At 72.0% G+C, this 22219-nt stretch carries 26 protein-coding genes; 13 read left to right on the forward strand and 13 right to left on the reverse strand.

Going from position 1 to position 22219, the window contains the following annotated elements; translation table 11 throughout:
* On the reverse strand, positions 1 to 624 hold the full coding sequence (locus ACIA5G_RS15650; protein WP_395923598.1) for an NADPH-dependent F420 reductase: 624 nt from the start codon (positions 622 to 624) through the stop codon (positions 1 to 3).
* Between the two features lie 121 nt (positions 625 to 745).
* Between ACIA5G_RS15650 and ACIA5G_RS15655 the strand changes: the two genes are divergently transcribed.
* Entirely contained in the window at positions 746 to 1657 is a 912-nt protein-coding gene (locus ACIA5G_RS15655; protein ID WP_395923599.1) for a LysR family transcriptional regulator, read from the forward strand.
* Between the two features lie 65 nt (positions 1658 to 1722).
* Here ACIA5G_RS15655 and ACIA5G_RS15660 read toward each other — a convergent pair whose 3' ends face one another.
* Positions 1723 to 2352, reverse strand: a complete 630-nt coding sequence (locus tag ACIA5G_RS15660) for a hypothetical protein (protein ID WP_395923600.1) — start codon at positions 2350 to 2352, stop codon at positions 1723 to 1725.
* A 414-nt stretch (positions 2353 to 2766) separates the two neighbouring features.
* Between ACIA5G_RS15660 and ACIA5G_RS15665 the strand changes: the two genes are divergently transcribed.
* Both ACIA5G_RS15665 and ACIA5G_RS15670 read left to right on the forward strand, forming a co-directional pair.
* Positions 2767 to 3060 carry a hypothetical protein gene (locus ACIA5G_RS15665; protein WP_395923601.1) on the forward strand — a complete coding sequence of 98 codons (294 nt, stop codon included), beginning with the start codon at positions 2767 to 2769 and terminating at the stop codon, positions 3058 to 3060.
* Entirely contained in the window at positions 3047 to 4084 is a 1038-nt protein-coding gene (locus ACIA5G_RS15670; protein ID WP_395923602.1) for a ketoacyl-ACP synthase III family protein, read from the forward strand. Before ACIA5G_RS15665 ends, ACIA5G_RS15670 begins: the two co-directional genes overlap by 14 nt.
* A gap of 102 nt (positions 4085 to 4186) precedes the next feature.
* Here the strand turns inward: ACIA5G_RS15670 and ACIA5G_RS15675 are convergent, their stop codons facing one another.
* The 3 genes from ACIA5G_RS15675 to ACIA5G_RS15685 are packed head-to-tail and all read right to left on the reverse strand — an operon-like array spanning position 4187 to position 6967.
* A complete protein-coding gene (locus ACIA5G_RS15675) occupies positions 4187 to 5116 on the reverse strand; it encodes an SDR family NAD(P)-dependent oxidoreductase (protein ID WP_395923603.1) in 930 nt (309 codons plus the stop codon).
* 10 nt (positions 5117 to 5126) lie between these two features.
* On the reverse strand, positions 5127 to 5603 hold the full coding sequence (locus tag ACIA5G_RS15680; RefSeq protein WP_395923604.1) for a TspO/MBR family protein: 477 nt from the start codon (positions 5601 to 5603) through the stop codon (positions 5127 to 5129).
* The gene (locus ACIA5G_RS15685) at positions 5600 to 6967 is read right to left on the reverse strand and encodes a TIGR01777 family oxidoreductase (RefSeq protein WP_395923605.1); all 1368 of its coding nucleotides are present in this window, start codon (positions 6965 to 6967) and stop codon (positions 5600 to 5602) included. The genes ACIA5G_RS15680 and ACIA5G_RS15685 overlap by 4 nt, the downstream gene beginning before the upstream one ends.
* A 173-nt stretch (positions 6968 to 7140) precedes the next feature.
* Here ACIA5G_RS15685 and ACIA5G_RS15690 point away from each other — a divergent pair, with 173 nt between their 5' ends.
* From ACIA5G_RS15690 to ACIA5G_RS15700, 3 genes are read left to right on the forward strand one after another with little or no spacing between them, the layout of a single operon-like run.
* Positions 7141 to 8709, forward strand: coding sequence for a cytochrome bc complex cytochrome b subunit (locus tag ACIA5G_RS15690; protein ID WP_395923606.1), 1569 nt, complete (start codon positions 7141 to 7143; stop codon positions 8707 to 8709).
* Positions 8706 to 9089 (forward strand): hypothetical protein, encoded by a 384-nt coding sequence (locus ACIA5G_RS15695; RefSeq protein ID WP_395923607.1) that lies wholly within the window; start codon positions 8706 to 8708, stop codon positions 9087 to 9089. Before ACIA5G_RS15690 ends, ACIA5G_RS15695 begins: the two co-directional genes overlap by 4 nt.
* A complete protein-coding gene (locus ACIA5G_RS15700; protein WP_395923608.1) occupies positions 9086 to 9385 on the forward strand; it encodes a DUF3099 domain-containing protein in 300 nt (99 codons plus the stop codon). The genes ACIA5G_RS15695 and ACIA5G_RS15700 overlap by 4 nt, the downstream gene beginning before the upstream one ends.
* Here the strand turns inward: ACIA5G_RS15700 and ACIA5G_RS15705 are convergent.
* Positions 9350 to 10201 (reverse strand): MerR family transcriptional regulator, encoded by an 852-nt coding sequence (locus ACIA5G_RS15705; protein WP_395923609.1) that lies wholly within the window; start codon positions 10199 to 10201, stop codon positions 9350 to 9352. The genes ACIA5G_RS15700 and ACIA5G_RS15705 overlap by 36 nt on opposite strands.
* Before the next feature lie 277 nt (positions 10202 to 10478).
* Complete coding sequence (locus ACIA5G_RS15710) at positions 10479 to 10883, reverse strand: SDR family NAD(P)-dependent oxidoreductase (RefSeq protein ID WP_395923610.1); 405 nt, start codon at positions 10881 to 10883, stop codon at positions 10479 to 10481.
* Positions 10884 to 11007: 124 nt separating this feature from the next.
* On the opposite strand from ACIA5G_RS15710, the gene ACIA5G_RS15715 reads away from it, so the two are divergent.
* Complete coding sequence (locus ACIA5G_RS15715; protein ID WP_395923611.1) at positions 11008 to 11637, forward strand: TetR/AcrR family transcriptional regulator; 630 nt, start codon at positions 11008 to 11010, stop codon at positions 11635 to 11637.
* Positions 11638 to 11645: 8 nt separating this feature from the next.
* Here ACIA5G_RS15715 and ACIA5G_RS15720 read toward each other — a convergent pair whose 3' ends face one another.
* Positions 11646 to 12584 (reverse strand): helix-turn-helix transcriptional regulator, encoded by a 939-nt coding sequence (locus tag ACIA5G_RS15720; RefSeq protein ID WP_395923612.1) that lies wholly within the window; start codon positions 12582 to 12584, stop codon positions 11646 to 11648.
* Between the two features lie 61 nt (positions 12585 to 12645).
* Between ACIA5G_RS15720 and ACIA5G_RS15725 the strand changes: the two genes are divergently transcribed.
* Both ACIA5G_RS15725 and ACIA5G_RS15730 read left to right on the forward strand, forming a co-directional pair.
* Positions 12646 to 13203 (forward strand): DinB family protein, encoded by a 558-nt coding sequence (locus tag ACIA5G_RS15725; protein WP_395923613.1) that lies wholly within the window; start codon positions 12646 to 12648, stop codon positions 13201 to 13203.
* Positions 13200 to 14285: a winged helix DNA-binding domain-containing protein gene (locus tag ACIA5G_RS15730; RefSeq protein WP_395923614.1), complete on the forward strand. Its 1086-nt coding sequence runs from the start codon at positions 13200 to 13202 to the stop codon at positions 14283 to 14285. Before ACIA5G_RS15725 ends, ACIA5G_RS15730 begins: the two co-directional genes overlap by 4 nt.
* Here ACIA5G_RS15730 and ACIA5G_RS15735 read toward each other — a convergent pair.
* Both ACIA5G_RS15735 and ACIA5G_RS15740 read right to left on the reverse strand, forming a co-directional pair.
* Positions 14282 to 15139 (reverse strand): GNAT family N-acetyltransferase, encoded by an 858-nt coding sequence (locus ACIA5G_RS15735; protein WP_395923615.1) that lies wholly within the window; start codon positions 15137 to 15139, stop codon positions 14282 to 14284. The two genes, ACIA5G_RS15730 and ACIA5G_RS15735, sit on opposite strands and share 4 nt — an antisense overlap.
* Before the next feature lie 49 nt (positions 15140 to 15188).
* Positions 15189 to 16145 (reverse strand): helix-turn-helix transcriptional regulator, encoded by a 957-nt coding sequence (locus tag ACIA5G_RS15740; RefSeq protein ID WP_395923616.1) that lies wholly within the window; start codon positions 16143 to 16145, stop codon positions 15189 to 15191.
* A 111-nt stretch (positions 16146 to 16256) separates the two neighbouring features.
* Here ACIA5G_RS15740 and ACIA5G_RS15745 point away from each other — a divergent pair, with 111 nt between their 5' ends.
* Together ACIA5G_RS15745 and ACIA5G_RS15750 are read left to right on the forward strand one after the other, a co-directional pair.
* Complete coding sequence (locus ACIA5G_RS15745; protein WP_395923617.1) at positions 16257 to 16715, forward strand: nucleoside deaminase; 459 nt, start codon at positions 16257 to 16259, stop codon at positions 16713 to 16715.
* Between the two features lie 40 nt (positions 16716 to 16755).
* On the forward strand, positions 16756 to 17718 hold the full coding sequence (locus ACIA5G_RS15750) for an isopenicillin N synthase family dioxygenase (protein WP_395923618.1): 963 nt from the start codon (positions 16756 to 16758) through the stop codon (positions 17716 to 17718).
* A 30-nt stretch (positions 17719 to 17748) separates the two neighbouring features.
* Here ACIA5G_RS15750 and ACIA5G_RS15755 read toward each other — a convergent pair whose 3' ends face one another.
* A complete protein-coding gene (locus ACIA5G_RS15755) occupies positions 17749 to 19023 on the reverse strand; it encodes a diguanylate cyclase (protein ID WP_395923619.1) in 1275 nt (424 codons plus the stop codon).
* Between the two features lie 236 nt (positions 19024 to 19259).
* Between ACIA5G_RS15755 and ACIA5G_RS15760 the strand changes: the two genes are divergently transcribed.
* Together ACIA5G_RS15760 and ACIA5G_RS15765 are read left to right on the forward strand one after the other, a co-directional pair.
* Positions 19260 to 20219, forward strand: a complete 960-nt coding sequence (locus ACIA5G_RS15760) for a chitinase (RefSeq protein WP_395923620.1) — start codon at positions 19260 to 19262, stop codon at positions 20217 to 20219.
* A 162-nt stretch (positions 20220 to 20381) separates the two neighbouring features.
* Complete coding sequence (locus tag ACIA5G_RS15765; RefSeq protein WP_395923621.1) at positions 20382 to 20939, forward strand: HD domain-containing protein; 558 nt, start codon at positions 20382 to 20384, stop codon at positions 20937 to 20939.
* Here ACIA5G_RS15765 and ACIA5G_RS15770 read toward each other — a convergent pair.
* Together ACIA5G_RS15770 and ACIA5G_RS15775 are read right to left on the reverse strand one after the other, a co-directional pair.
* Positions 20927 to 21403 (reverse strand): NUDIX domain-containing protein, encoded by a 477-nt coding sequence (locus ACIA5G_RS15770; RefSeq protein WP_395923622.1) that lies wholly within the window; start codon positions 21401 to 21403, stop codon positions 20927 to 20929. The two genes, ACIA5G_RS15765 and ACIA5G_RS15770, sit on opposite strands and share 13 nt — an antisense overlap.
* Positions 21403 to 22164 (reverse strand): helix-turn-helix domain-containing protein, encoded by a 762-nt coding sequence (locus ACIA5G_RS15775; RefSeq protein WP_395923623.1) that lies wholly within the window; start codon positions 22162 to 22164, stop codon positions 21403 to 21405. The genes ACIA5G_RS15770 and ACIA5G_RS15775 overlap by 1 nt, the downstream gene beginning before the upstream one ends.
* Between the last annotated feature and the right edge of the window lie 55 nt (positions 22165 to 22219).

Below are 22219 nucleotides of genomic sequence, written 5' to 3' on the forward strand. Positions count from 1 at the left end.
TCAGTCGAGGATGGTGACGCCCAGCGCGACGTTGAATCCCGCCCCGCTGCGGGCCAGGCCCATCAGCAGCAGGCCGGCGCCTTCCAGCCGGTGCGCCATGTCCAGACCGCCGACGTCCAGCGGGCGCAGCCCGAGGCTCTCGACGAACGCCGACACCCTCGCCTTGGCCCCCGCGTCGTCGCCGGCGACGAGCACGTCCAGCGAGCCTCCCCGGGCCAGGACGTGCCCGAAGACGGTGTTGAACGCCTTGACCACGTGCGCGCTCGCCGGGGCGGCCTTGGCGATCTCCTGCGCGGCGGAACTGCCCTCCGGGGTGGCCAGCGCGGTGTCATCGGGGCCGGCGAACGTGTTGGAGATGTCGATGACGACCTTGCCGGCCAGCGCGTCCCCGTACTCGGTGACAACCGGTACGCCGCCGGCGTGCGGCACGGCGAGGACGACGAGGTCGCCGGTCGGAGTGGTGCCGAACGTCCCGGCCGTGGCGCCGCCGCCGAGCGCGGCGGCCAGGTCCTTGGCCTTCGCCGCGTCGCGGCCGATGACCTCGACGGCGTGGCCGCTCTCGACCGCGCGGGCTCCGATGGCGCGGGCCATGCCTCCCAAGCCGATGATGCTGATGCTGCTCATGGTGTGCTGCTTTCTGGAGTCGGGTGCTCTGTTCCCGAGGCTGCCAGCGGCCGGAGTGCGTGTCCAAGACCTCTTTCAGCTGCTGCGATACCCTGGAGACATCGCCGGACCGGGAGGCTCCATGGATCTGGACCTGCGCAAGCTGCGCTACTTCGTCGCCGTCGCCGACAAGCTGCACTTCGGCCGCGCCGCCGACGAGCTGCACATCGCGCAGCCGGTGCTCAGCCGGCAGATCCGCGCACTGGAACAGGATCTCGGCACCCCGCTGTTCACCAGAGACAGCCACGGCGTGGCGCTGACCGACGCCGGCCGGCAGCTGCAGGCCGACGCCGGCCCGCTGCTGGCCTCCGCACAAGCGGCCCGCCACCGGGTGACCGCGGCCGCGCGGGGCAGCCGGCGGCTGGTGGTCGGCTTCCGGGCCGGCATCCCCGTCACCCCGGCGGTGCACCGGTTCGCGACCCGGCACCCGGACGTTCTGGTTGACGTGCAACGGATCGACTGGGACGACCAGACCCCGATGCTGCTCGACGGCCGCATCGACATCGGCTACGTGCGACGGCCCATCAACGAGACCGGCCTGCGCGTCGTCCCGCTCTACACCGAGCCACGGGTGGTGGTGCTGCCCGCCGGCCATCGGTTGGCAGGCAAGGAAGAAGTCACCGAAGCCGACCTGGCCGGCGAGCCGCTGATCTGGCCCGCCGACCCGAGCACGCAGCCCACCAGCCGCCCCCACCCCAACGCCGGATACGTCGTGCGCGGGGTGGACGAAACGCTCGAGCACGTCGCGGCCGGCCGGGGCATCTCGTTCCTGGCCCGTTCGGCGACCGTGTTCTACTCCCACCCGGAAATCAGCTACGTGCCCATCCCGGATCTGGCGCCCGAACAGGTGTGCCTCGCGGTGGCGGCGTCGCGCAACTCACCGGTGGTCGACGACTTCTTCACCGCGGCCCAGGAGGCGGCCGAGACCACGGCCGAATGCGGGAACTACGAAATGTGGCAGCGTGGCGGCGAGGCCGCGGCAAAACAAGGTTGAGTGACGTCGTCACAGCGGCTCGCCACGCCCGAGTGCCCGGCGTGGCGAGCGATCCGCACGGCCGATCAGCTGATCGGCAGGAACGCCGTCGGCGACAGGATGACGCACCCGCTGCCCGAAAGGAGGGTCACCCCACCGGACAGGGTGAGCGCCAGTGCGCTGGGCCGGGGCGACGTCGCGGTTGTGGTCGCCTGGTAGTACGGACTGAACATGACCGAACTGTCGACGAGGGCGCCGGAGATGATCCCCATGTCGATCGTGGTGAAGTTGTACGAAACCAAGAGGCTGCGGTAGACCATCGGCCCCTGGTACGAGGTCATGCCCCAGACGACTCTCGCCACGCCGTCACCGGGGAGGTCGTCGAAGATGTCGATCCACGCGGCACCACAGTTTCCGGTGACCGTGCCGTCCGTGCTCGCATCGCCGGGCGCGGGGCACTGCTTCTGTTCGACGGCCTTGGTGAGCGCCTCGGCGGACATGCCGGCGCAGTCGAACTTCATCTCGGCCGTGATCCTCGCGACCGGCTTGTCCGAGGTGCTCGAGGTGAAGTTGCGTTGCAGTGTCGGTGAAGCCGGCACGGTTTCCGCCTGCGCCGCGGGAACCGCCGACACCATTCCCAGGCCGATCGCCAGGACCACCCCCAGCAACCGTCTCCGGCCACCGGGCCGACTCCGAACCACGTTGTGCTTGACCATGTTCCAGTCTCCTCTCCTCAGCACGCCGGACCGTGCGGACGGAGTTTGCTGGCGGCAACTGGACGGCCGCTGTATGGCGACTGGACACGCGCCGACGGCCACGATCGGGTTCCGCTTCACCACCGAGACCGGTGCCCGCGCCCACTGGCCGGCGGCAAGCGCGCACACGAAGAGTAATCACAAGCCGAAGGATTCTCACGACCGACCTCGGCGAAAACCGAGCTATTTTCGGCAAACCGTCTCCCGTACCAGTCCACCTGATCACTCTGTGTATCAGGGGGTGACTCGGCGCGCATGATCATCGCGATAGGTTGACAGCGTTTCCAGGGGCCCCGACGACGCGGTTCCCGCCCTCCCCGTCAGCAGCGCGCGCCCCGAGGTGCGTGCTGTTCGCCGTGCCGAAAGGAAGTTGGCTTGACCGCCACGACGTTGACACAGGTGCTGCGCGAAACCCACGCCGCCCGGACCACCCGGCTGGTCGTCCGCTGGGACCGCGAGACCGGCTGGGCGCACCTGGCCATCGCCGTTCCCGGGTCCGGGCCGGCCTGCTTCGCGGGTTTCCACCGGTTCTCCGGAGGAAGCGCCGAAGCCGTCGCCACCGAGCTCGCCGCCGCCGGGTGCGTGTCCGCTCCCCCGCTCCACCTCGACGACACGCTCTCGGAGATCGAAGCCGTGCTCCCGGAGGTGAGCCCGGATGCGCGTGGATGACCTGCACCTCACCGGGATCGGCGCCGACGTCGGCGCGCTGACGCCGGTCGCCGTGCCGCTCGCGGCCGGCGAGTTCACCTCCGCCGACGCCGACCGCACCGGCCAGCTGTCCACCGCCGTCTCGACGCTGCCGGGCCCGGAGCTGGCCGTCCGCGCCGGCCGGGAAGCGTTGCGGCAGAGCGAACTCACGACCGGCGACGCGGCGTGGCCGACGCTGTGCCTGCACGCCGGGATCTACCACCCCGGCATCGACTTCTGGCACGCCGCGTCCTACGTCCGCGACCAGCTCGGCCTCGGCGCCGGTCCCGGCCTCACCCTCGAGCTCGGCGCGATGAGCAACAGCCTGGTGGCCGGCCTGGACATCGCGGCGAGCGTGCTGCGCGGCCGCCCGGACCACGAAGCCGCGCTCATCACCGCCGGCGACCGGTTCGGCGCGCCGGGCTTCCCGCACTGGAGCACCGACACCGGCATCGTCTACGGCGACGCGGGCAGCGCGGTCGTCCTCTCGCGCCGGCCCGGCCTGGCCCGGGTCCGCGCGATCGCGTCGTTCACCGACCCGTCCCTGGAAGGACTGCAGCGCGGCGACGAACCGTTCCGCACGGCCAGCGTCACGGCCCACCGATCGTTGGACATCCGGCGCCGGAAGCGGCAGTGGCTCGGCCGGCACGGCGGTCCGGCGCACGTCGACACCCGCAACGCGGACGGGGTCACGACGGTCGTGAAGACGGCCCTGTCCGAAGCCGGGATCGACCTGCCCGACATCGCGAAGATCTGTGCCCCGCACTACGGCCGCCGGCTGGTGCACACGCAGATCCTGCGGCCGCTCGGCGTGCCCGAACACCGCACGATGACCGAGCTGGGGCTGCGCGTGGGACACCTCGGGGCCAGCGACCAGATCGTGGCGCTCGACCACCTGCTCCGGACCGGCGAGGCGGGCCCGGGCGATCACGTGCTGCTGCTGGGCATCGGCGTGGGCATGACCTGGACGGCCGTCGTCCTGCAGCTCGGACCCGCCTGCCGCTGACGGCGCGGGCGCCGTCCGGTTCGCCGGTCGGCGCCCGCCCGTCCGGAACGCGCTCCGACGCGAGTGGAAGCACCGCGCTCGCGGCGCCGCCCGGCGGACTGCTCACCGGACGATGGCGTCCAGGCAATACCGCAGCAGGGTCGCCACCTCGGCCGTCGTCGCCCGGGTGTGCGGGAGCAGGTGCCGGGGGCGTTCGCGCCGGTCGTGCCAGAACCGGCCCGCCGGCGGGGCCGGCTGGGTCGCGGAGAGCCACACGGCGGTGTCGGCGCCTTCCCCGGGCGTGCGCAGCAGCGGTCCGACGAGCCGCCGGAACGCCGGCAACGACGTGGCCAGCCCGGGCGTATCGGCCCAGCCGGGGTGCAGGCTGTGCACGCCGATACCGTCCGCGCGCCAGCGCTCGGCGAGCAGCGGCGTCAACTCCACCTGCATGCGCTTGGTGCGCGCGTAGGCGGTCGCACCCCGGTAGCGCCCGGCGCGGTATTCCGGGTCGTCGACGGCGAGGGACTGCGTGTACATCCCGCCGGAGGACATCAGGACCACCCGTGCGTCCGCGGACGCACGCAAGGCGGGGCGGAGCAGTTCGGTCAGCAGCAACGGCCCGAGCACGTGCGTGGCCAGGGTGGTCTCGTGCCCGTCCACACTTTCGCCGCGCTCGGGCGGCAGCACGCCGGCGTTGTGCACGAGGATGTCCGCGCGCGGCTCCCGGGCGGCGAATTCGCGCACCGACGCGAAGTCGGCCACATCGCAGCGGGACGTGCGGACCTTCGCTTCCGGCACCGCCGCACGGACGCGGGCGAGCGCCGCTTCACCGCGGCCGAGGTCGCGCACGGCCAGGACGACCTCGGCGCCCAGCCCGGCCAGGCCCACCGCGACGGCTTCGCCGAGGCCCGAACTCGCCCCGGTCACCAGGGCGACCCGGCCCCGCAGCGCGTCCGGCGCCGGGTCGGCGGCCGGCCAGGTCCGCCGGCGCAGCAGGTACCCCGCGCGTGAGTAGCCGAGCACCACGGAACGGTCGAGGAGGGTGTCGATCACGTCAGTCCGATCAGTTGAGCACGACGATCGCGGCGTTGAGCGACGTCGCGAAGAGGGTCCACGCAAGGTAAGGCAGCTGGAGCGCGGCAGCGGCCGGCGAGCGGCGGCGGAACACCAGCGCCGTCGCGGCGACCACGAGGTCCAGGGCCACGATCTCCACCAGAGCCACGGTGTAGGCGCCCGCGGCGAAGAACAACGGCGTCCAAGCCGCGTTGAGCACCAGGCCGGCCGCGTACCAGGCGAACTCGCGCCGGGTGCCGCCCGCACGCCAGAACAGCCAGCCCGACACGGCGATCAGCAGGTAGAGCACTGTCCACACCGGACCGAACAGCCACCCGGGCGGCGCCCACGCCGGCTGGTTCAGACCTTCGTAGACGGCCCTCGACTGCGTGGCGGCGAGACTGCCGACCGCGGCGACCACCGCCACCACGGCGACGAACCCGGCCAGCACGACGGGTGCGGGAGCGGAACGGTGCACGGTTGTCATACCGGTTCTCCTACGGTCGGGCGAACGGCCGGGGCCGGGGCCCGGCCGAGCAGGTGGGCGAGCGCGTCGTCGAGCCGCGGGTGCCGGAACACGTGCCCGGCCCCGATCAACCGGTCCGGCCGCACCCGTTGGTCGGCGAAGGCCAGTTCACGGGCGCCGTCCCGGCCGAGCACCAGCTCCGGGCCGAACCGCGGCACCTTCAGCACCGCCGGCCGCGCGAGGACCCGGGCCAGCACCCGCGTGTACTCGGCGTTGCGCACGGGCTCCGGGCTCACCGCGTTGACAACGCCGTCGAGCGTGCGATCGGTGAGCGCGCGCAGGTAGACGTCGGTCAGGTCGTCGATGCCGATCCACGGCGTCCACTGCCGGCCCGGGCCGAGCGGCCCGCCGAGCCCGGCCGCGAACAGCGGGTACTGCAGCCGCAGCAGGCCACCGCGGGGGCTGAGCACCAGCCCGGTGCGGACCCGGACCACGCGGATCCCGGCCTCGGCCGCGGGCGCGGTCGCCGCCTCCCAGGCGTCGACGACGTCGGCCAGGAACCCGTCACCGCGGGCCGTGTCCTCGCCGAGCAGTTCGTCCCCGCGCTCGGGCCCGTAATAGCCGACCGCGGAGGCCGAAACGAAGACCCCGGGGCCGTCGGGCGTGCGGGCGGCCAGCTCGGCGAGCGCGCGGGTCGGGCCGAGCCTGCTGTCGCGCACGGCGCGGCGGTGGCGCTCGTCGAACCGGCCGGCGACGGACGCTCCGGCCAGGTGCACCACCGCGTCGACCCCGGTGAGCAGCTTCTCGTCGGGTTCCTCCGGCCGCCACGTCCGCTCGTCGGGGGTGCGCGCCGCGCGGCGGACCAGGCGGATCACGCGGTGGCCACCGGTGGTCAGCAGCGCGCTCAGCGCCGAGCCGACGAGGCCGCTCGCGCCGGTCACGGCGACGGTCAGCGGCTCGTGCCAGTACCGCCGCTGCGCGGCGAGGTCGTCGGCCAGCTGCCGGTGCCGGTAGGCGAACATCGCCCGCAGGAACGCCTCCGGCAGCGGTGTCTCGACGCGATCGGTGACAACCGTGCGGTCCGGTCCGTCGGCGTCGAAGCGGTGGGTGTGCCGCCAGGGCAGCACCGTCGCCAGCAGCGGGGTGGCGAGCCGGTCGACGAACTGGTGCGGCGGCCGGTAGCCGGCGGCCTGGTGCGCCGCGGTCCAGCGCAGTCCGCCGGGGAGGACGAGGGTGGCCGTGCCGTCCCGCAGCGAGTCGGCTTCCGCACCGGCGCGCACGGGCTGCCACGGCGGGGTCAGCCGCGTGATCGCCCCGGGCAGGCCGTGCCAGGCGAACACCTCGTCCAGCGGGGCCGGCACCACACCGGAGAACTCCGCACTCATCGACACCTCCGATGCAGATTCGACTCAGCCATTGGCTTCACGATAGCCATTCCTGCAGAAATTCGCCGATTCAGGACGTAATCTTCGATGCATCTCCGATGCAAGCACGTGCATCGGTACGGCATCGGTGTGACGATCGGAACGGAGGCGCGAGCCAGGAGGAGCGGGTGCCGATGAGTTCACTCACCACGCCGACCAAGGGCGCGAGTGCCGTCGAACGGCACTTGGGCGAGGCCGCGGACAACGCGGACCAGCGGTACCACGCGGCCAAGGGCCTGCGGCACCAGATGAACAAGGTCTTCCCGACGCACTGGTCGTTCCTGCTGGGCGAGATCGCGCTCTACAGCTTCATCATCCTGCTGCTCACCGGTGTGTACCTGACGTTGTTCTTCGACCCCTCCATGCAGGAGGTCGTCTACCAGGGCAGCTTCAAGAACATGCAGGGCCTGGAGATGTCCCAGGCGTTCCGCACCACGCTGGACCTCTCGTTCGACGTCCGCGGTGGCCTGTTCATGCGGCAGCTGCACCACTGGGCGGCGTTGATCTTCGTCGCGTCGATGGCCGTGCACATGCTGCGGATCTTCTTCACCGGCGCGTTCCGGCGCCCGCGTGAGGCCAACTGGGTGATCGGTGGTCTGCTGCTGATCCTGGGCTGTTTCGAGGGCTTCTTCGGGTATTCGCTGCCGGACGACCTGCTCTCGGGTACGGGTATCCGGGCGACGCTGTCCGGGATCGTGTTGTCGGTGCCGGTGGCCGGCACCTGGATCCACTGGGCGTTGTTCGGTGGGGAGTTCCCCGGCGACCAGATCATCCCGCGGTTGTACACGCTGCACATCCTGTTGCTGCCGGGCATCATGCTGGCGCTGGTCGGGGCGCACCTGGCGCTGGTGTGGTATCAGAAGCACACGCAGTTCCCGGGGGTGCGCCGCAAGGAGACCAACGTCGTCGGTGTCCGGATCATGCCGTACTTCGCGTTGAAGGGCGGGGCGTTCTTCACCCTGGTCACCGGGGTGCTGGCGTTGATGTCGGGGCTGTTCCAGATCAACCCGGTGTGGAACTTCGGCCCCTACAACCCTTCGCAGGTTTCCGCCGGCTCCCAGCCGGACTGGTACATGGGGTGGGCCGACGGGCTGCTGCGGATCTGGCCGCCGTGGGAGCTCTACGTCGGCGACCACACCGTGCCCCCGGTGTTCTTCGCCGGCGCCATCGGCATCGCGGTGCTCGTGACGCTGCTGCTGAGTTATCCCTTCATAGAGCGGAAACTGTCGGGCGACACCGCGCACCACAACCTGCTCCAGCGGCCGCGCGACGCACCGGTCCGCACGTCGATCGGCGCGATGGCGATCGCCTTCTTCCTCGTGCTCACCCTGTCCAGCTTCAACGACATCTTCGCCGTGCAGTTCGCCCTGTCGTTGAACGCGACGACCTGGGCCGGCCGGATCGGGCTGCTGGTCGCCCCGCCGCTGGCCTACTTCGTCACCTACCGGATCTGCCTGGGCCTGCAGCGGGCCGACCGCGAAGTCCTCGACCACGGCGTCGAAACCGGCATCATCAAGCGGCTGCCGCACGGTGAGTTCATCGAAGTCCACCAGCCGCTGGCCGCGAGCCCGCTCGAGTACCAGGGCGCGCCGGTGCCGAAGAAGATGAACAAGCTGGGCTCGGCCGGCCACGCCGTCCCGGGCTCCCTGCTGAGCCCGGATCCGGCCGAGGAAACCCGGGCCCTGGAACGGGAGCGGCGATGACCGTCACGGCACCCCGCAGTGCGCTGACCGTCCGCTTCGCGGCCGGGTGCGCGGCGGGAGCGGCGCTGTTGTCCGCGTTCGCCACGACCGCCAGTTTCGAGTGGTTGCCCCTCGAATCACCCGCGGTCGCCGCGGGGCTGTCCTTGACCGTCCACGCCACCCTCGTCCTCACCATCGTGGACAGCCGGGACCGGCGGCTGCGCGGTACGGCCGGCACCGTCGGAGCGCTGCTCGCCTGCCTGCTGCTCGCCGGCTCGGTCTGGTCCGCGGCCACGCACTTCCCCGGGCAGCCGGGATCCGTCGTCGTGCAGGTCCTGGCGAACACCGCCGGCCCGCTGGCCGTCCTCACCGTCCACATCGGACCCGGGAGCAGCCGGTGAACCGGCCGGTCCTCATCACCACGGCCGCGCCGTCGCCCGCCGAACAACTCTCCCGGCGACGCCGCAAGTACGTGGTGATGATGGCCTGCCGGATCCCCTGCCTGGTCCTCGCCGGGCTCACCGCGCACGTCTGGTGGCTGGCGTTGACCTTCCTGGCGATCTCCATTCCCCTGCCGTGGGCCGCCGTGCTCATCGCCAACGACGTGCCACCACGGCGAACCGACCGCGTCCACCGGTACCGGCGGCCGGGGCTCGCGCGGTCAGCCGCCGAACCCGGCCAGGGCCGCGGTGAATGACGGCGGCAGGGGCTCGCCCACGGTCGGCAGCCCCCGCCAGCCGGGGCCGGCCGGGCGCACCGGCACCCCTTCGCCGTGCAAGGCACGCAGGATCCGCACGTCCGCGGACTGAGACGTCATCGACCAGACCACCACGTCGCTCGGCGCGAACCGGCCGGCGACCACCCGCAGGACGTCGAGCGGCACCAGGCCACCCAGGAACATCGCCGGCGCCCCGTCGTCGTTCAACGCGGCGCTGAGCATCTTGACCGGCAGCTCGTGGCGCTCCGCCGGGCCGCAGACGAAGACGACCGGTGAACGTCCGGTCCGGGCCGGCGTGGGTGCCTGGTACCGGTCCACCGCCCCGGACGAAGCCGCCGCCAGCGCCCATTCCGCGGCCATGGCGTTGCGGTCACCACCGCGGGCCCACCGCTCTCCGACGGCGCGCAGCACCGGCGCGACGACGTCGGTCCACGTCTTCGCCACGCCCAAGCTGCCGAGCGCGTCTTCGACCAGGCCTCCGATCGTGGCCAGGTCGAGCTGCTCCGCCGCCTCGGCGAGCCGCTGCCGGCGCTGCCCGGCGGTCACCCCGGCGGCCGATCGCTCCAGCACCAGCCGGGCGGCGTCGCCCGCCCCGGTTCCCTGGGCCTGCAGAGCCCGCATCCGCCGCAGCCGCTCGAGGTCCTCGACCGTGTACCGGCGCCGGCCGTTCGCTTCCCGCTCCGCGGCACCGATCCCGTACCGCTGCTCCCAGGTGCGCAGCGTCACCTGCGACACCCCGAGCGTCCGGGCCACTTCGCTCGAACTGAAGAACCGCGCCCCGGCGGTGTTGCTCATCCGGCCTCCTCGTGGAGGCGTATTGAATCACGAAACGGCGGGCGAGCGGCGTCATCAGCGCCGCTCAGACGCCGATCCGCCGCGACTGGGGCTCGCGGTTGGATCGAGTTTGCATCGCCCGCACGCGAGGGAACGGGGTGCACCGAACGCCCTCTCGGCGGCGACCCTCTCGCTCGGCTCGATCCGCCCATCTCGAGGACGATCTCACCACGGAGAGCCGCCTCCGCGTGGTCCCGCCGCGCCTTGCCGCGGAGCTCGGGCGCCACGTCGGAGAGGTTCACCGGGCCAACCAACCGCCGTCGGAGGGCGGCACGACGCCGTTGACGTTCACACCGTTGTCGCTCAGCAGGAACGTGATCGACGCGGCCACCTGCTCGGCCGCCGCGACACCGCCAGGCGCGACGGCGTTCACGCGGATACCGTGCGGCCCGTACATGACCGCGCAGTTGCGGGTGATCCCGACAACCGCGTGTTTCGAGGCGGTATAAGCGATCCCCGCGGCCGAACCGCGCAATGCCGCTTCGGAGGCGATGTTCACGATCGAGCCGGACCCGGCTTCGAGCATCGCCGGGATCACCGCGCGGATCAGCCGGAACGTGCCCTCGACGTTGACCGCGAAAACCCGTCGCCACCAGATCGTCGACGACATCCTGGCCGAGTTTTCCCTGACTGAGCTCGACAAGCCGGCCCAGCGGTGTGCTCCAAATTAAGTCACCTGCTTGACAAAGCGCCCGCTTACAATGATCGGGTCGGGGCCGGCCGTCGTGGCTGCCGCTCGGGGCGGGGCGATCTGGGAGGATCAGCGGATGACGATGTCGCTGTCGGCCGAACTGTGGCCCGACGTCCAGCCCGAAACCGCCCGGCGGCTGATGCTGGCCGGAGTGGAAGCCTTCGCGAACCGCGGCTACCACGCCACCACGACGCGGGACATCGCCGGCGCGGCGGGGATGAGCCCGGCCGCGCTCTACGTGCACTTTCCCTCCAAGGCGGCACTGCTGTTCGCGATCAGCCGGTACGGCCACGAGCAGACCCTCGCCCTGGTCGAGAACGTCGTCGCGCGGGTTTCCGACCCGGTCGAGCGGATCCGGCTGATCGTCGAGGACTTCGTGGCCTGGCACGCGCGGCGCCACACCGTGGCCCGGGTCGTCCAGTACGAGCTGCAGGCCCTGCCCGAGCAGGAGTTCGAAGTGGTCGCCGAATTGCGGCGCCGGATCGAGCGGATCGTCCGCGAAGTGATCACCGAAGGCGTTGCGGGCGGCGTGTTCACGGTGTCCGACCCGCACATTTCCGCCCGGGCGGTGCTCTCCCTGGGTGTCGACGTCGCCCGCTGGTACACCGACCGCGCCCGCCAGACGCCGACCGCGCTGGGCAAGGAGTACGGCGAGCTCGTGCTGCGCATGCTCGGCGCAAAAGCTGAGACGCCGGTCACAGACTGAGCAGTCGGTCACGTCGCTGCCGCGGCGTACCGCCGGGCCAGCCGCCCGAAAGCCTCCTTCAACTCCCCCGGTCCGACAACCTCGATATCGGCGTCGAACCGGCCCAGCGAAGCGGCCAACCCCGGCCAAGACCAGGCCCCCAGCACGAGCCGGCAGCGGTCCGGGCCCAGTTCCTCGACCACGCCGTCACGGGCGTACGTGGACACCTCGTGCGCGGGCAGGTCGAGGATCACTTCACCCCGGCACGGCCAGTCCCCGGAAGCGTCCTTGCCCGCGAAGCGCTGCGCGACGAACGCGGCCACGTCTCCGCCCGGCAGCTCGCGGGGAGCAAAACGTGGGCCCGTCGGGACGCGCGGGGTGATCCGGTCGACGCGGAACGTGCGCCAGTCGTCGCGGTCGAGGTCCCACGCCACCAGGTACCAGCGGCCGCCGCGAGTCACCACGTGGTGCGGCTCCACGCGGCGTGGTGGGCCGCCGGAAGACGCGTAGTCGAACCGCAGCACTTCGCCGGCGTGGACGGCCGCGCTGAGCGTGCCGAGCACCGCCGGGTCGACCGCGGGCCCGGCGCGGTCGACGGCGGTCACGCGCAGCGCGTCGACGCGGTGGCGCAGCCGGGCCGGCAGCACCTGCCGGACCGTGTGCAGGGCGCGGGCCGCGGCTTCCTCGATCCCGGCGCCGGTCGCCGTCCGGAGCGCGACCACGAGCGCCACCGCCTGCTCGTCGTCGAACAGCAGCGGCGGCAGCTGCGCACCCGCGTCCAGCCGGTAACCGCCGTCGGGGCCCTTGGTGGTCGTGATCGGGTAACCGAGCTCCCGCAGGCGGTCGACGTCGCGGCGGACCGTGCGCGCGCTGACCTCCAGCCGCTCGGCCAGGAGCATGCCCGGCCAGTCCCGGCGGGCCTGGAGCAGCGAGAGCAGGGCCAGCAGGCGTCCGGAAGTTTTCGGCATGACCCGATCTTGCCCGAAGTAGCGGACACTTCCTGTCCGCTATCCCTGCCACAGTGGCCTCATGCCGAACAACGAAGACGAGCGAGCCGACCTGATCGCCGAGCTCACCACCGCCCGGACCGCCCTGATCTCCACGACGCGCGGGCTCACCGACGAGCAGGCCGGCGCCCGGCCGACCGTCAGCGCGCTGTGCCTGGGTGGCCTGATCAAGCACGTCGCCACCATCGAGGAGGGCTGGCTGCGGTTCGTCCTCGACGGCCCGGAAGCGATGCGCTTCGACCTCCCCGACGGGGTGACCTGGGCGGACATGGCCGCGGGCACGGCGAAGGAGATCCCGCAGTGGGCCGTCGACCACCAGAACGAGTTCCGGATGCTGCCCGGCGAGACCCTGGCCGGGGTCCTCGCGCGCTACGAGGACGTCGCCAAGCGCAGCGAAGACGTCATCACGACTGTCCCGGACCTGGCCGCGACGCACCCGCTGCCGGCGGCGCCGTGGTTCCCGCCGGGCGAAGAGCGGAGCGTGCGCCGGGTGCTGATGCACGTCATCGCCGAAACCGCCCAGCACGCCGGGCACGCGGACATCCTGCGCGAGACGCTCGACGGCCAGAAGTCGACGTGACCGTGCTGGACGCCCGGGCGCTCAACCGCGCGACGCTCGCCCGTCAGCTGCTGCTCGACCGCGCCGACCTGCCCGTTCACAACGCCGTCGCGCACCTCTGCGGCCTGCAGGCGCAGGAACCGCAGGAGCCGTTCGCCGGCCTGTGGTCGCGGCTGCGCGCGTTCGACCCGGGCGTCCTGTCGGAGCTGCTGAGCGGGCGGCGCGTGGTGCGGACCCACCTGATGCGCCGGACCGTCCACCTGCTCACCGCCGAGGACGTCCTGGCGTGGCGCGCCCGCTTCGACGGCATGCTGCGCCAGCGCGTCCTCGGCACCTACCGCCGCGAGCTCGAGGGAGTGGATCTCGACGAGCTCGCGGCGGCGGGCCGGGCCGTGCTGGCCGACGGTGAGCCGCGCTCGATGAGCGAGCTCGCCCGGGCGGTCGCCGGCCGCTGGCCCGCACCGGGGCCGCGGGCGCTCGGCGAGATGCTGATCGCGGCACTGATCCCCGCGGCGCAGCTGCCGCCGCGGGGGCTGTGGCGCACCAAGGCCGGTGTGCGCAACCTCCCGCTGTCCGCCTGGCTCGGCCGCGAGCCCGACCCGCCGGACCCGGACGCGGCCGACCCGGTCGGGCAGACGCTGGTGCGGCGCTACCTGGCCGCGTTCGGCCCGGCGGCGTCGGCCGACGTCCGGGCGTGGTGCGGCCTGGCCGGGCTGCCGGCGGCGGTCAAGGCGCTGCGCGAGGAGCTGGTGGTCTTCCGCGACGAGCGGGGCCGCGAGCTCCTCGACCTGCCGGACGCACCGCGCCCGGACCCGGAAACCCCGGCCCCGGTGCGGTTCCTGCCGGCGTTCGACAACGCGATCCTCGGCTACCACGACCGCAGCCGGATCATCGACGAAGCGCACCGCGGGCTTTCGGTCGCCGGTGAACGTGTTGTCCTGGTCGACGGCCGGGTCGCCGCGACGTGGACGGTCGACGCCGCGACGGTGGCCGTCACCCCGCTGCACCGCCTCGGCCGAGCCGAGCGTGAGGCCGTCGCGGAAGAGGGGGCACAGCTCGCCAAGTTCCTTTCGGACGGCGAAAGCGACCGCGTACGGGTCTAAGCGTCCCGATACCGGTCCCGGACCTCCGGAAGCGGCCGGAAGCCCGCCGACGCGTAGGTCGCGACGGCGCCGACGTTCGAACTCGGGGTGCAAACGATTGCGCTCGACGAACCCAGCTGCCGAAGCGCGGCCGCCGCGGCGACGCTGATCGCCCGGCCGTACCCGTGCCCGCGGTGGTCCTGGTGCACCCCCATCGGCTCGAGCAGCCCCGGCCGCCCGGCGCCGGCCGACCACACCGTCACCGCCGCCACCGCGGCACCCCGGCTGTTGTACGCGATCAGGCAGCGGGCGTCGGCGTAGGCCGGACCGGCCGCCATCGTGTGCCAGGACTCCGCGGTGAACGTCGACCGGCCGAACGACGCCCGGTGCACCACGGCCCGCACGTCCGCCTGCGCCGGCCCGGCCACCTCGATCCGCAGCACCGGGTCCGGCACCGGCTCCGCGAGGTCGTGGCACAGCGGCGTCCACGGCTCGTCGACGTCCCAGCCGGCCTCGGCCAGCAGGTCGTGCAGCAGCGCGTCCCGGGGCGCCTCGACGTTCACCCGGCCCGCCGGCAACACGCCGCGCGAGGGTTCGACGATGTCTTCGGCCAGCTGCCGCGCCAGCTCCTCGTCCCGCCGGACGTCCGGCGCGGTCGTCAGCCGCAGCAGCTCGGGTCCGTCGAGCAGCCCGACGGCGAGGATCCGGCCGTCGCGGCGCCAGACGCGGACCGCCGCGGCCGCCTTTTCGGCACCGAACCGCCGGTACCAGCCCAGGTCCCCCGGGTGCAGCTGCATCGGCGCGCCGTCGTGCTGCCACTCCCCCAGCGCGCGCACGGCTTCGTCCAGCCCGTCGACGTCCGGCATGATCGCCATCCCCCGATCACACCCCACCGCACCGCCGGCCCGCACCCGAATTTCCGCGTCAGCCGACCGCCCGGGTGAAGCGTTCGGCGACCTCCCGCAGCAGTTCGACCAGCCCGGGCGGCGCTTCCTCGATGACGAAGTCGTAGCCCCACTGCGCCAGGTAGTACGGCACCGTGTCCAGGGAGTTCGCCCCGGTCCGCACCCGGCAGCTGTGCTCGTCGATCGCCTCGACGACACCGGTGGTCGGCGGGATGCGGGCCGCCATCACCTCGGCCGGGGCGGCGATCCGCAGCACGAACCGGTGCGAGTACGGCGCCGTCGAGATCTGGCGCGAAACGTACGCCGCCAGGTCCTCGGCCGGGGGCTCGCGCGGGGTGAACCGGAAGCCCGGCACCGGCACGCCCACGATCCGGTCGACGCGGAAGGTCCGCCACTCCTGCTTGTCGAGGTCGAACGCGACCAGGTACCAGCGCCGCCCGGTGTGGACCAGCCGCAGCGGCTCGGCCGAGCGGTCCGTCTGCGTGCCTTCGCGGTCTCCGTAGCCGAACCGCAGCCGCTCCTGGTCGCGGCAGGCGGCGGCGATCGTGGTGAGCACCGCCGCGTCGACCGTCGGCCCGCTGCCGGGCAGGGACAACGTCGCCGCGTGCAGCGCCCCCACCCGCGGCCGCAACCGCGCCGGCAGCACCTGCTCGAGCTTCGCCAGCGCGCGCACCGACGTCTCCTCGATGCCGCTGACCGTGCCGCTCGCGGCCGTGCGCAGGCCGACCGCGACCGCGACGGCCTCGTCGTCGTCCAGCAGCAGCGGCGGCAGTGCGGCGCCCGCGCCGAGGCGGTACCCGCCGGCCACCCCCGGCGTCGCGTGCACCGGGTAACCGAGGGACCGCAGCCGCTCGACGTCGCGGCGGATCGTCCGCACGTCGACCTCGAGACGTGTCGCGAGGTCGGCGCCCGGCCAGTCCCGCCGCGCCTGCAGCAGGGAGAGCAGCCTGAGCAGTCGCTCCGAAGTGCCGTACATGCCACGCAGTGTGTCAGACATCGAGGACAGTTCCGGTCCTCGATCCGCCGGATGGTGCAGCCGCGTGGTCAAACACTTGCCACGCACCGCCCCAGGCGGAAAGAGTGACGCATGCCGATCGACCCTGGCGCCCTGCTCGCCGTCGCCCGTGAAGAAGCCGAGCTGGGCAAGGCCGAAGGCGGCGTGCCGATCGGGGCCGCGCTGTTCGACACCGCGGGCACCCTGCTGGGCCGCGGGCACAACCGGCGCGTGCAGGACGGCGACCCGTCGACGCACGCCGAGACCGCGGCGTTCCGCAACGCCGGCCGCCGCCCGCACTACCGCGACACGATCATGGTCACCACGCTCTCGCCGTGCTGGTACTGCTCCGGGCTCGTCCGTCAGTTCGGGATCGGGCGCGTCGTCATCGGCGAAGCGGAGACGTTCCACGGCGGGCACGACTGGCTGGCCGGCCTCGGCGTGGAGATCACCCTGCTCGACGACCCCGCGTGCACGGCGCTGATGACGGAGTTCATCGCGGCGCGCCCGGACCTGTGGTTCGAGGACATCGGGGTCGAGAAGTCCGAATAGGACAGTGCTGGACAGGACTGTGCTTTGCTGAGGAGCCGGTATGCCGTCATCCGTTCCGCTCGTGGACCTTTCGCCGTGGTTCGCGGGCACGTCCGAAGGCCGGGCCGAGGTCGCCGGCCAGGTCGACCGCGCGCTGCGGGAGTCCGGCTTCCTGCTGGTCACCGGGCACGGCGTCCCGGACGACCTGCGCGGCCGCACCCGTGAGCTGGCGCGGCGGTTCTTCGCGCTGCCCGAGCACGTCAAGCAGCGTTACGCCGTCACCGTCGGCGGCCGCGGCTGGCTGCCGCCGGGGGTCGAGGCCAACGGGTACGCCGAGGGCACCGAAACGCCCCCGGACCTCAAGGAGTCCTACTCGGCGGGGGCCGACCTCGGCGTCGGTGTCGCCGAGGTGGACGGGTTCTGGTTCCAGCCCAACGTCTGGCCGGACGAGGTGCCCGACCTCGCCGAGACGGCCACCGAGTACATGCGCCGGATGCGCGCGCTGTCGGACCACCTGCTGGAGATCTTCGCGGCGGCGCTCGGCCTGGCCGAAAGCCACTTCACGCGGCACACCGCGCACCCGACGTACACGTTCAACATCAACTGGTACCCGCCGATGACCCGGGTCGGCGCGCCCGAGCCGGACCAGTTCCGGATCGGCCCGCACACCGACTTCGGCACGGTGACGGTCCTCGACCGCCAAGCCGGCGTCGGCGGCCTGCAGGTCTTCACGGCCGGCGGCGAGTGGGAGGACGCGCCGTTCCACCCGGACGCGTTGACGGTCAACATCGGTGACCTGATGGCCCGCTGGACGGGCGACCGCTGGCGGTCCACGCGGCACCGCGTCCTGCCGCCGGCGGCGACCGCGCCGGACGAGGACCTGGTGTCGCTGATCTTCTTCTACGAAACCGACCACGACGCGCGGATCACGTCGCTGGCGCCGCCGCTGGGCCGGCGGAGCTACCCGGAGGTCATCGCCGCGGACTACCTGAAGGAGAAGCTGGACGCGATCACGATGAGCTGACCAGCAGTGCAAACGTCATGAACGACTCGTTCACGACGTCGGCTCGGCGCAGATCGTCCGGTTCCGCCCCGCCGCCTTCGCACGCAGCAACGCCGCCTCCGCCGCCAGCAGCGCGTCCGAAAGCACCTCATCGGCCGCGCACGCCGCGACCCCGATCGACACCGTCACCCCCACGAACTGCGGCCCGTCCCCCGATGCCTTCAACGCCACCAGCGTCGACGCGACCCGCAGCCGGATCCGCTCGGCGATGGCCATCGCGTCGAAGCGGCCGGTGCCGGCCAGCAGGACCGCGAACTCCTCACCACCGGAGCGGCCCACGAGGTCCGCGGCCCGGACCTCGTCGCGCAGGGTGTCGGCGACCGCGCGCAGCACCGCGTCGCCGATGCGGGCGCCGTAGCGGTCGTTGAGCTGGCGGAAGTGGTCGAGGTCGAGCAGCAGCACGGCCTGGCCGGGGCCGTGCCGGCCGAGCCGGGTCAGTTCGGCTTCGGCGGCGCCGAGCCACGACGAAGCGGTCAGCACGCCGGTGCCGGGATCGAGGGTGACGTGCGAGCGGCGGCCGCGGCCCAAGCCCCCGCGGTGCAGCACGACGGTGGCGCCGGCCAGCACCGGCACGAGCAGCGGCGCGGCCACCGCGGCCCAGGCGAGCGGCAGGCCGAACGCGGTCATCGCGGCGTCGAAGGCGTGGCCCGGCGCGGCTTCGCGGGGCCGGCGGGGGCCGTCGGCGGCGGTCACGAGCGCGGCGTTCACCGCGAGGAACACCACCCCGGCGACGGTGAGCAGGGTGACGCTGCGGGCGTCGAGGACCTCGCCGAGCGGCCGGACGCCGGTCGCGGTGAGGAAGGCCCCCGCGACCAGACCGGCCAGCGCCGTCGACGCGGCGCCGAACACCTGCCGGTACGCGGGTCTTCTCCGGACCCGGAACCACTGGTGCAGCGCGGAGAACGCGACCAGCGCGACGGCGAAGCCGGGCCGGAGCACGAGCACCCCGGCGAAGATCCACGGCGTGTCCACACCCGGGCCGAGGAGGGTCTCTTCGCGGTGGCGTTCCACCGGCCGCGCGAGCTCCGCCGACACCAGCATCCCGCCCAGGAGCAGCGCGAACGGCGCCAGCATCGTGGCGAGCGGCGGGAACCGGAGGGCGGCGAGGACAACGGCGGCGACCGCGAGGACGTCGACGAGGAGGAGGTACCAGACCTGGCCGCGGCGCGGCAGCCGCCACAGCGCCCACCGCTGGAGGAAGACGGCGGGCAGGAAACGGCCGGGGCGGCGTCCCCCGCCGGCTGCGACCGTGGAATCCCCCACCATTTCGGCAAACTAGCCGGTCTGCCGCGTGGTGTCACTCCGCCTTCAGGGGAATCTCACGTCGCCCTCCGCAGTGGGACGCTCGGGAGCCGGTCGCACACGGTGGGTCATTTTTCCGACCGAAGAAGGGTTGACACGCAACATTGGTCTAGTCCACTGTGTGGTGGCACAGCGCTCCTCCCGGGATGATCCCGCCGCCTCAAACCGGAGGTGCTCCAACCGCTCGTTTGGAGGACCCCATGAAATCCATACGCCGTCTGGTGACCCTCGCGGTCGCGGCCGGAGCCGCGATGGCGACGGCCGTCGGCCTCGCCCCGCAGGCCATGGCCGCGGTGGACCCGGTGCTCGCTTCCCCGTACCTGTACCAGTGGGGCGGGCAGACCAGCCCGACCGCGGCGATGTCCGCGACCGGGGTGAAAGCGTTTACCCTCGCGTTCGTGCTGTCCGACGGCACCTGCAACCCCAAGTGGGACGGCAGCCGTTCGCTGACCGGCTCGGACAAGACGATGATCCAGAACATCCGCAACGCGGGCGGGGACGTGATCCCCTCCTTCGGCGGCTGGTCCGGCACGAAGCTGGGCTCGAAGTGCACCTCGGCTTCGGCGCTCGCGGGCGCGTACCAGAAGGTCATCGACGCCTACGGGCTCAAGGCGATCGACCTGGACATCGAGAACACCGACGAGTTCCAGAACAACACGGTGCAGGACCGCATCCTCAACGCGGTCAGGCTGACCAAGCAGAAGAACCCGAACCTCAAGGTCGTCATCACCATCGGCACCACCACGACCGGCCCCGACTCGTGGGGCAAGCGCCTGATCAACCAGGCCAAGGCGATCGGCGCCCCGGTCGACGTCTGGTCGGTCATGCCGTTCGACTTCTCCAGCGGCGGTGACATGGCCGCCATGACGAAGTCCGCGGTCGACGGGCTGAAGAACCAGCTCAAGACCACGTTCGGCTGGAACGACGACACCGCCTACCGGCACAGCGGCCTCTCCTCGATGAACGGCAAGACCGACAACGCGGGCGAGACGGTCACGGTCGCGAACTTCAATTCGATCCGCGGCTACGCGGCGAGCCACCACCTGGCCCGCTTGACGTTCTGGGCCACCAACCGCGACTGCAGCGGCGGCGGCGAGTGCTCCGGCATCACCCAGGACAAGTACGCGTTCACCAAGATCGTCGCCGGCTACACCGGCTGACCCGGACCCGTAGTGGGGCTGTCGAAGGCCCTCTCACCGGCATCGGGGCCGGTGAGGGGGTCTTCGCGGGTTTTGGGAATACCCCCGCTGGGTGCCGCTGACCGGGAAGGGTTCCGGTCAGCGGGAACCGAATTCCGTCACACCGGCCGGTAGCCTGGCACCATGCCCGCCCCATCGAGCCCGGCGGAGGCCGCGAAGCTCGCGCGCACGCTGGTCGAGCCACTGGGCGACCGGTGGGCTCACGTGCGGGCAGTCGCAGCCCGCGTCACCGAACTGCTTCCGGCGGTGCCGCTGCCGGATCGAGGTCCGCTCGTCAGCGCGGCCTGGCTGCACGACATCGGCTACGCCCCCGAGATCGCCACCACCGGCTTCCACCCCCTCGACGGGGCCCGGCACCTGCGGCGCCTCGGCTGGCCGGACAGCGTGGTCAACCTGGTCGTGCACCATTCCGGCGCCCGGTTCGAGGCCGCCGAACGAGGACTGACCCGAGAACTCGCGGCCTTCCCGATGCCGGAAGCATCCACCCTCGACGCGCTGGACACCGCGGACCTGACCACCGGCCCACGAGGCGATCGAGTCGGCTTCGCCGAGCGGATAACGGAGATCCTCGAGCGGTACCCGGCTGCTCATCCGGTTCACCGCACCTGGACGAGAGCGGCTCCCGTGCTGAGAGAATCCGTCACCCGAACCGAAACCCGGATGGCGGCTCAGCCGAGGTAGGGCGCCGTGCGGCTCTCGTCCAGCGCGTGCTCGATCCGCAGTCGCATGGACGGATGAGTGTCCAAAGTGGCCAAAGCCCCGGGCTCGACCCACCGGACAGCCTTCGTCTCCGTGCCGTCCTCGCGCGGCGTGCCACCGGTCCACCGAGCTTCGAAGCACAGGGAGAACTGCTGCCGGACCTCACCGTCGCTGTAGGCCATGACGTGCCGGGGATCGGTGTAGGTTCCCACCAGCCGCACCACTTCGACACTGAGCCCGGTCTCCTCCCGGACCTCGCGGACGACCGTTTCCGTGATTCGTTCGCCTACGTCGTGACCGCCGCCCGGCAGCGCCCACCGGTCGTTGTCGATCTTGTGGATGAGCAGCACGCGACCTTGTTCGTCACGGACGACCGCGGTCACCGAAGGCACCACGCTGGTGGCCATCGGTGCCGCAGGATCGTCGAAGTAGTCGATTCGGCCCATCAAAGCTCCCGTCGGGTTTCGGGCACACCGGCCGCCCACGCACGCTCGAAGGCCCTGCGGTAGTGCTCCCAGATCGGACCGGCGGACGTTCGCCTCAAGTGCCACACCGGGCTTTGGCCCGCGAGCGCACCCAACGTGTGCCCGTTCACGAGCAGTTCGTCGTCGAACCGGTAGAGCGAGTTGTAAAGCGTCTCGCCGTGCGTACGTACTTCAACACCGTCCAGGCCAGCGATCTCGACCAGATACCGTCGCATCAGCTGGACCCGGCCTTCGAGTCCGCCGGGCGTGCCCTCCTCCACCGCCCGGCGGAGGACCGCCGGGGCCGACTCGTCGCCGACCAGGAGCCGGAACCGCACCCCGGCCGCGGACTTCGCCCGGATCAGCGCGACGAGATCGTACTGTTCGACCAGGAAGATTCCGGAGAAGACCTGCAGGTCCATCCGCGCCCGAAGACCAGTGAGCAGGCTTGTCCAAGTAGTCGCCGTGATCGCCGAGCGCGACGGGTACAACCGGACCAGTTCCGTGTCTCCCGGCGGGGCGTGCGGGTCCTCCGACAGCGACGGCCACAGATCGACCTCACGACATCCCAGTACCTCGACGACCTTGTGCCGCGTCGCCCGATGCGGCACCCGCTCGCGGCTGATCCACCGCTCGGCCGTCTTCGGATCGACATCCACCGCGACCGCGAGCCTGTCCACCGTCAGGTTGACCGCGAGCATCGCCGTCCGGAGCCGGTCGTTGGCCATGCGCGATTTTCCCATGGGGACGTTTTGCTCGGGCCAACCGATCCCGCAAACGTCCGCAAGAGTCTCGCCA

Origin of the sequence: Amycolatopsis sp. NPDC051758, from assembly GCF_044453095.1 — a bacterium.
Taxonomy (GTDB): domain Bacteria; phylum Actinomycetota; class Actinomycetes; order Mycobacteriales; family Pseudonocardiaceae; genus Amycolatopsis.

What these genes read in the sequence shown, in the direction of transcription:
- ACIA5G_RS15655 (WP_395923599.1), top strand. Translation starts at nt 746, where the DNA reads ATGGATCTGGACCTGCGCAAGCTGCGCTACTTCGTCGCCGTCGCCGAC.
- ACIA5G_RS15660 (WP_395923600.1), bottom strand. Translation starts at nt 2,352, where the DNA reads ATGGTCAAGCACAACGTGGTTCGGAGTCGGCCCGGTGGCCGGAGACGG.
- ACIA5G_RS15770 (WP_395923622.1), bottom strand. Translation starts at nt 21,403, where the DNA reads ATGGGCCGAATCGACTACTTCGACGATCCTGCGGCACCGATGGCCACC.
- ACIA5G_RS15650 (WP_395923598.1), bottom strand. Translation starts at nt 624, where the DNA reads ATGAGCAGCATCAGCATCATCGGCTTGGGAGGCATGGCCCGCGCCATC.
- ACIA5G_RS15765 (WP_395923621.1), top strand. Translation starts at nt 20,382, where the DNA reads ATGCCCGCCCCATCGAGCCCGGCGGAGGCCGCGAAGCTCGCGCGCACG.
- ACIA5G_RS15760 (WP_395923620.1), top strand. Translation starts at nt 19,260, where the DNA reads ATGAAATCCATACGCCGTCTGGTGACCCTCGCGGTCGCGGCCGGAGCC.
- ACIA5G_RS15670 (WP_395923602.1), top strand. Translation starts at nt 3,047, where the DNA reads ATGCGCGTGGATGACCTGCACCTCACCGGGATCGGCGCCGACGTCGGC.
- ACIA5G_RS15735 (WP_395923615.1), bottom strand. Translation starts at nt 15,139, where the DNA reads ATGGCGATCATGCCGGACGTCGACGGGCTGGACGAAGCCGTGCGCGCG.
- ACIA5G_RS15755 (WP_395923619.1), bottom strand. Translation starts at nt 19,023, where the DNA reads ATGGTGGGGGATTCCACGGTCGCAGCCGGCGGGGGACGCCGCCCCGGC.
- ACIA5G_RS15715 (WP_395923611.1), top strand. Translation starts at nt 11,008, where the DNA reads ATGACGATGTCGCTGTCGGCCGAACTGTGGCCCGACGTCCAGCCCGAA.
- ACIA5G_RS15750 (WP_395923618.1), top strand. Translation starts at nt 16,756, where the DNA reads ATGCCGTCATCCGTTCCGCTCGTGGACCTTTCGCCGTGGTTCGCGGGC.
- ACIA5G_RS15685 (WP_395923605.1), bottom strand. Translation starts at nt 6,967, where the DNA reads ATGAGTGCGGAGTTCTCCGGTGTGGTGCCGGCCCCGCTGGACGAGGTG.
- ACIA5G_RS15745 (WP_395923617.1), top strand. Translation starts at nt 16,257, where the DNA reads ATGCCGATCGACCCTGGCGCCCTGCTCGCCGTCGCCCGTGAAGAAGCC.
- ACIA5G_RS15705 (WP_395923609.1), bottom strand. Translation starts at nt 10,201, where the DNA reads ATGAGCAACACCGCCGGGGCGCGGTTCTTCAGTTCGAGCGAAGTGGCC.
- ACIA5G_RS15695 (WP_395923607.1), top strand. Translation starts at nt 8,706, where the DNA reads ATGACCGTCACGGCACCCCGCAGTGCGCTGACCGTCCGCTTCGCGGCC.
- ACIA5G_RS15690 (WP_395923606.1), top strand. Translation starts at nt 7,141, where the DNA reads ATGAGTTCACTCACCACGCCGACCAAGGGCGCGAGTGCCGTCGAACGG.
- ACIA5G_RS15720 (WP_395923612.1), bottom strand. Translation starts at nt 12,584, where the DNA reads ATGCCGAAAACTTCCGGACGCCTGCTGGCCCTGCTCTCGCTGCTCCAG.
- ACIA5G_RS15725 (WP_395923613.1), top strand. Translation starts at nt 12,646, where the DNA reads ATGCCGAACAACGAAGACGAGCGAGCCGACCTGATCGCCGAGCTCACC.
- ACIA5G_RS15740 (WP_395923616.1), bottom strand. Translation starts at nt 16,145, where the DNA reads ATGTACGGCACTTCGGAGCGACTGCTCAGGCTGCTCTCCCTGCTGCAG.
- ACIA5G_RS15775 (WP_395923623.1), bottom strand. Translation starts at nt 22,164, where the DNA reads ATGGGAAAATCGCGCATGGCCAACGACCGGCTCCGGACGGCGATGCTC.
- ACIA5G_RS15680 (WP_395923604.1), bottom strand. Translation starts at nt 5,603, where the DNA reads ATGACAACCGTGCACCGTTCCGCTCCCGCACCCGTCGTGCTGGCCGGG.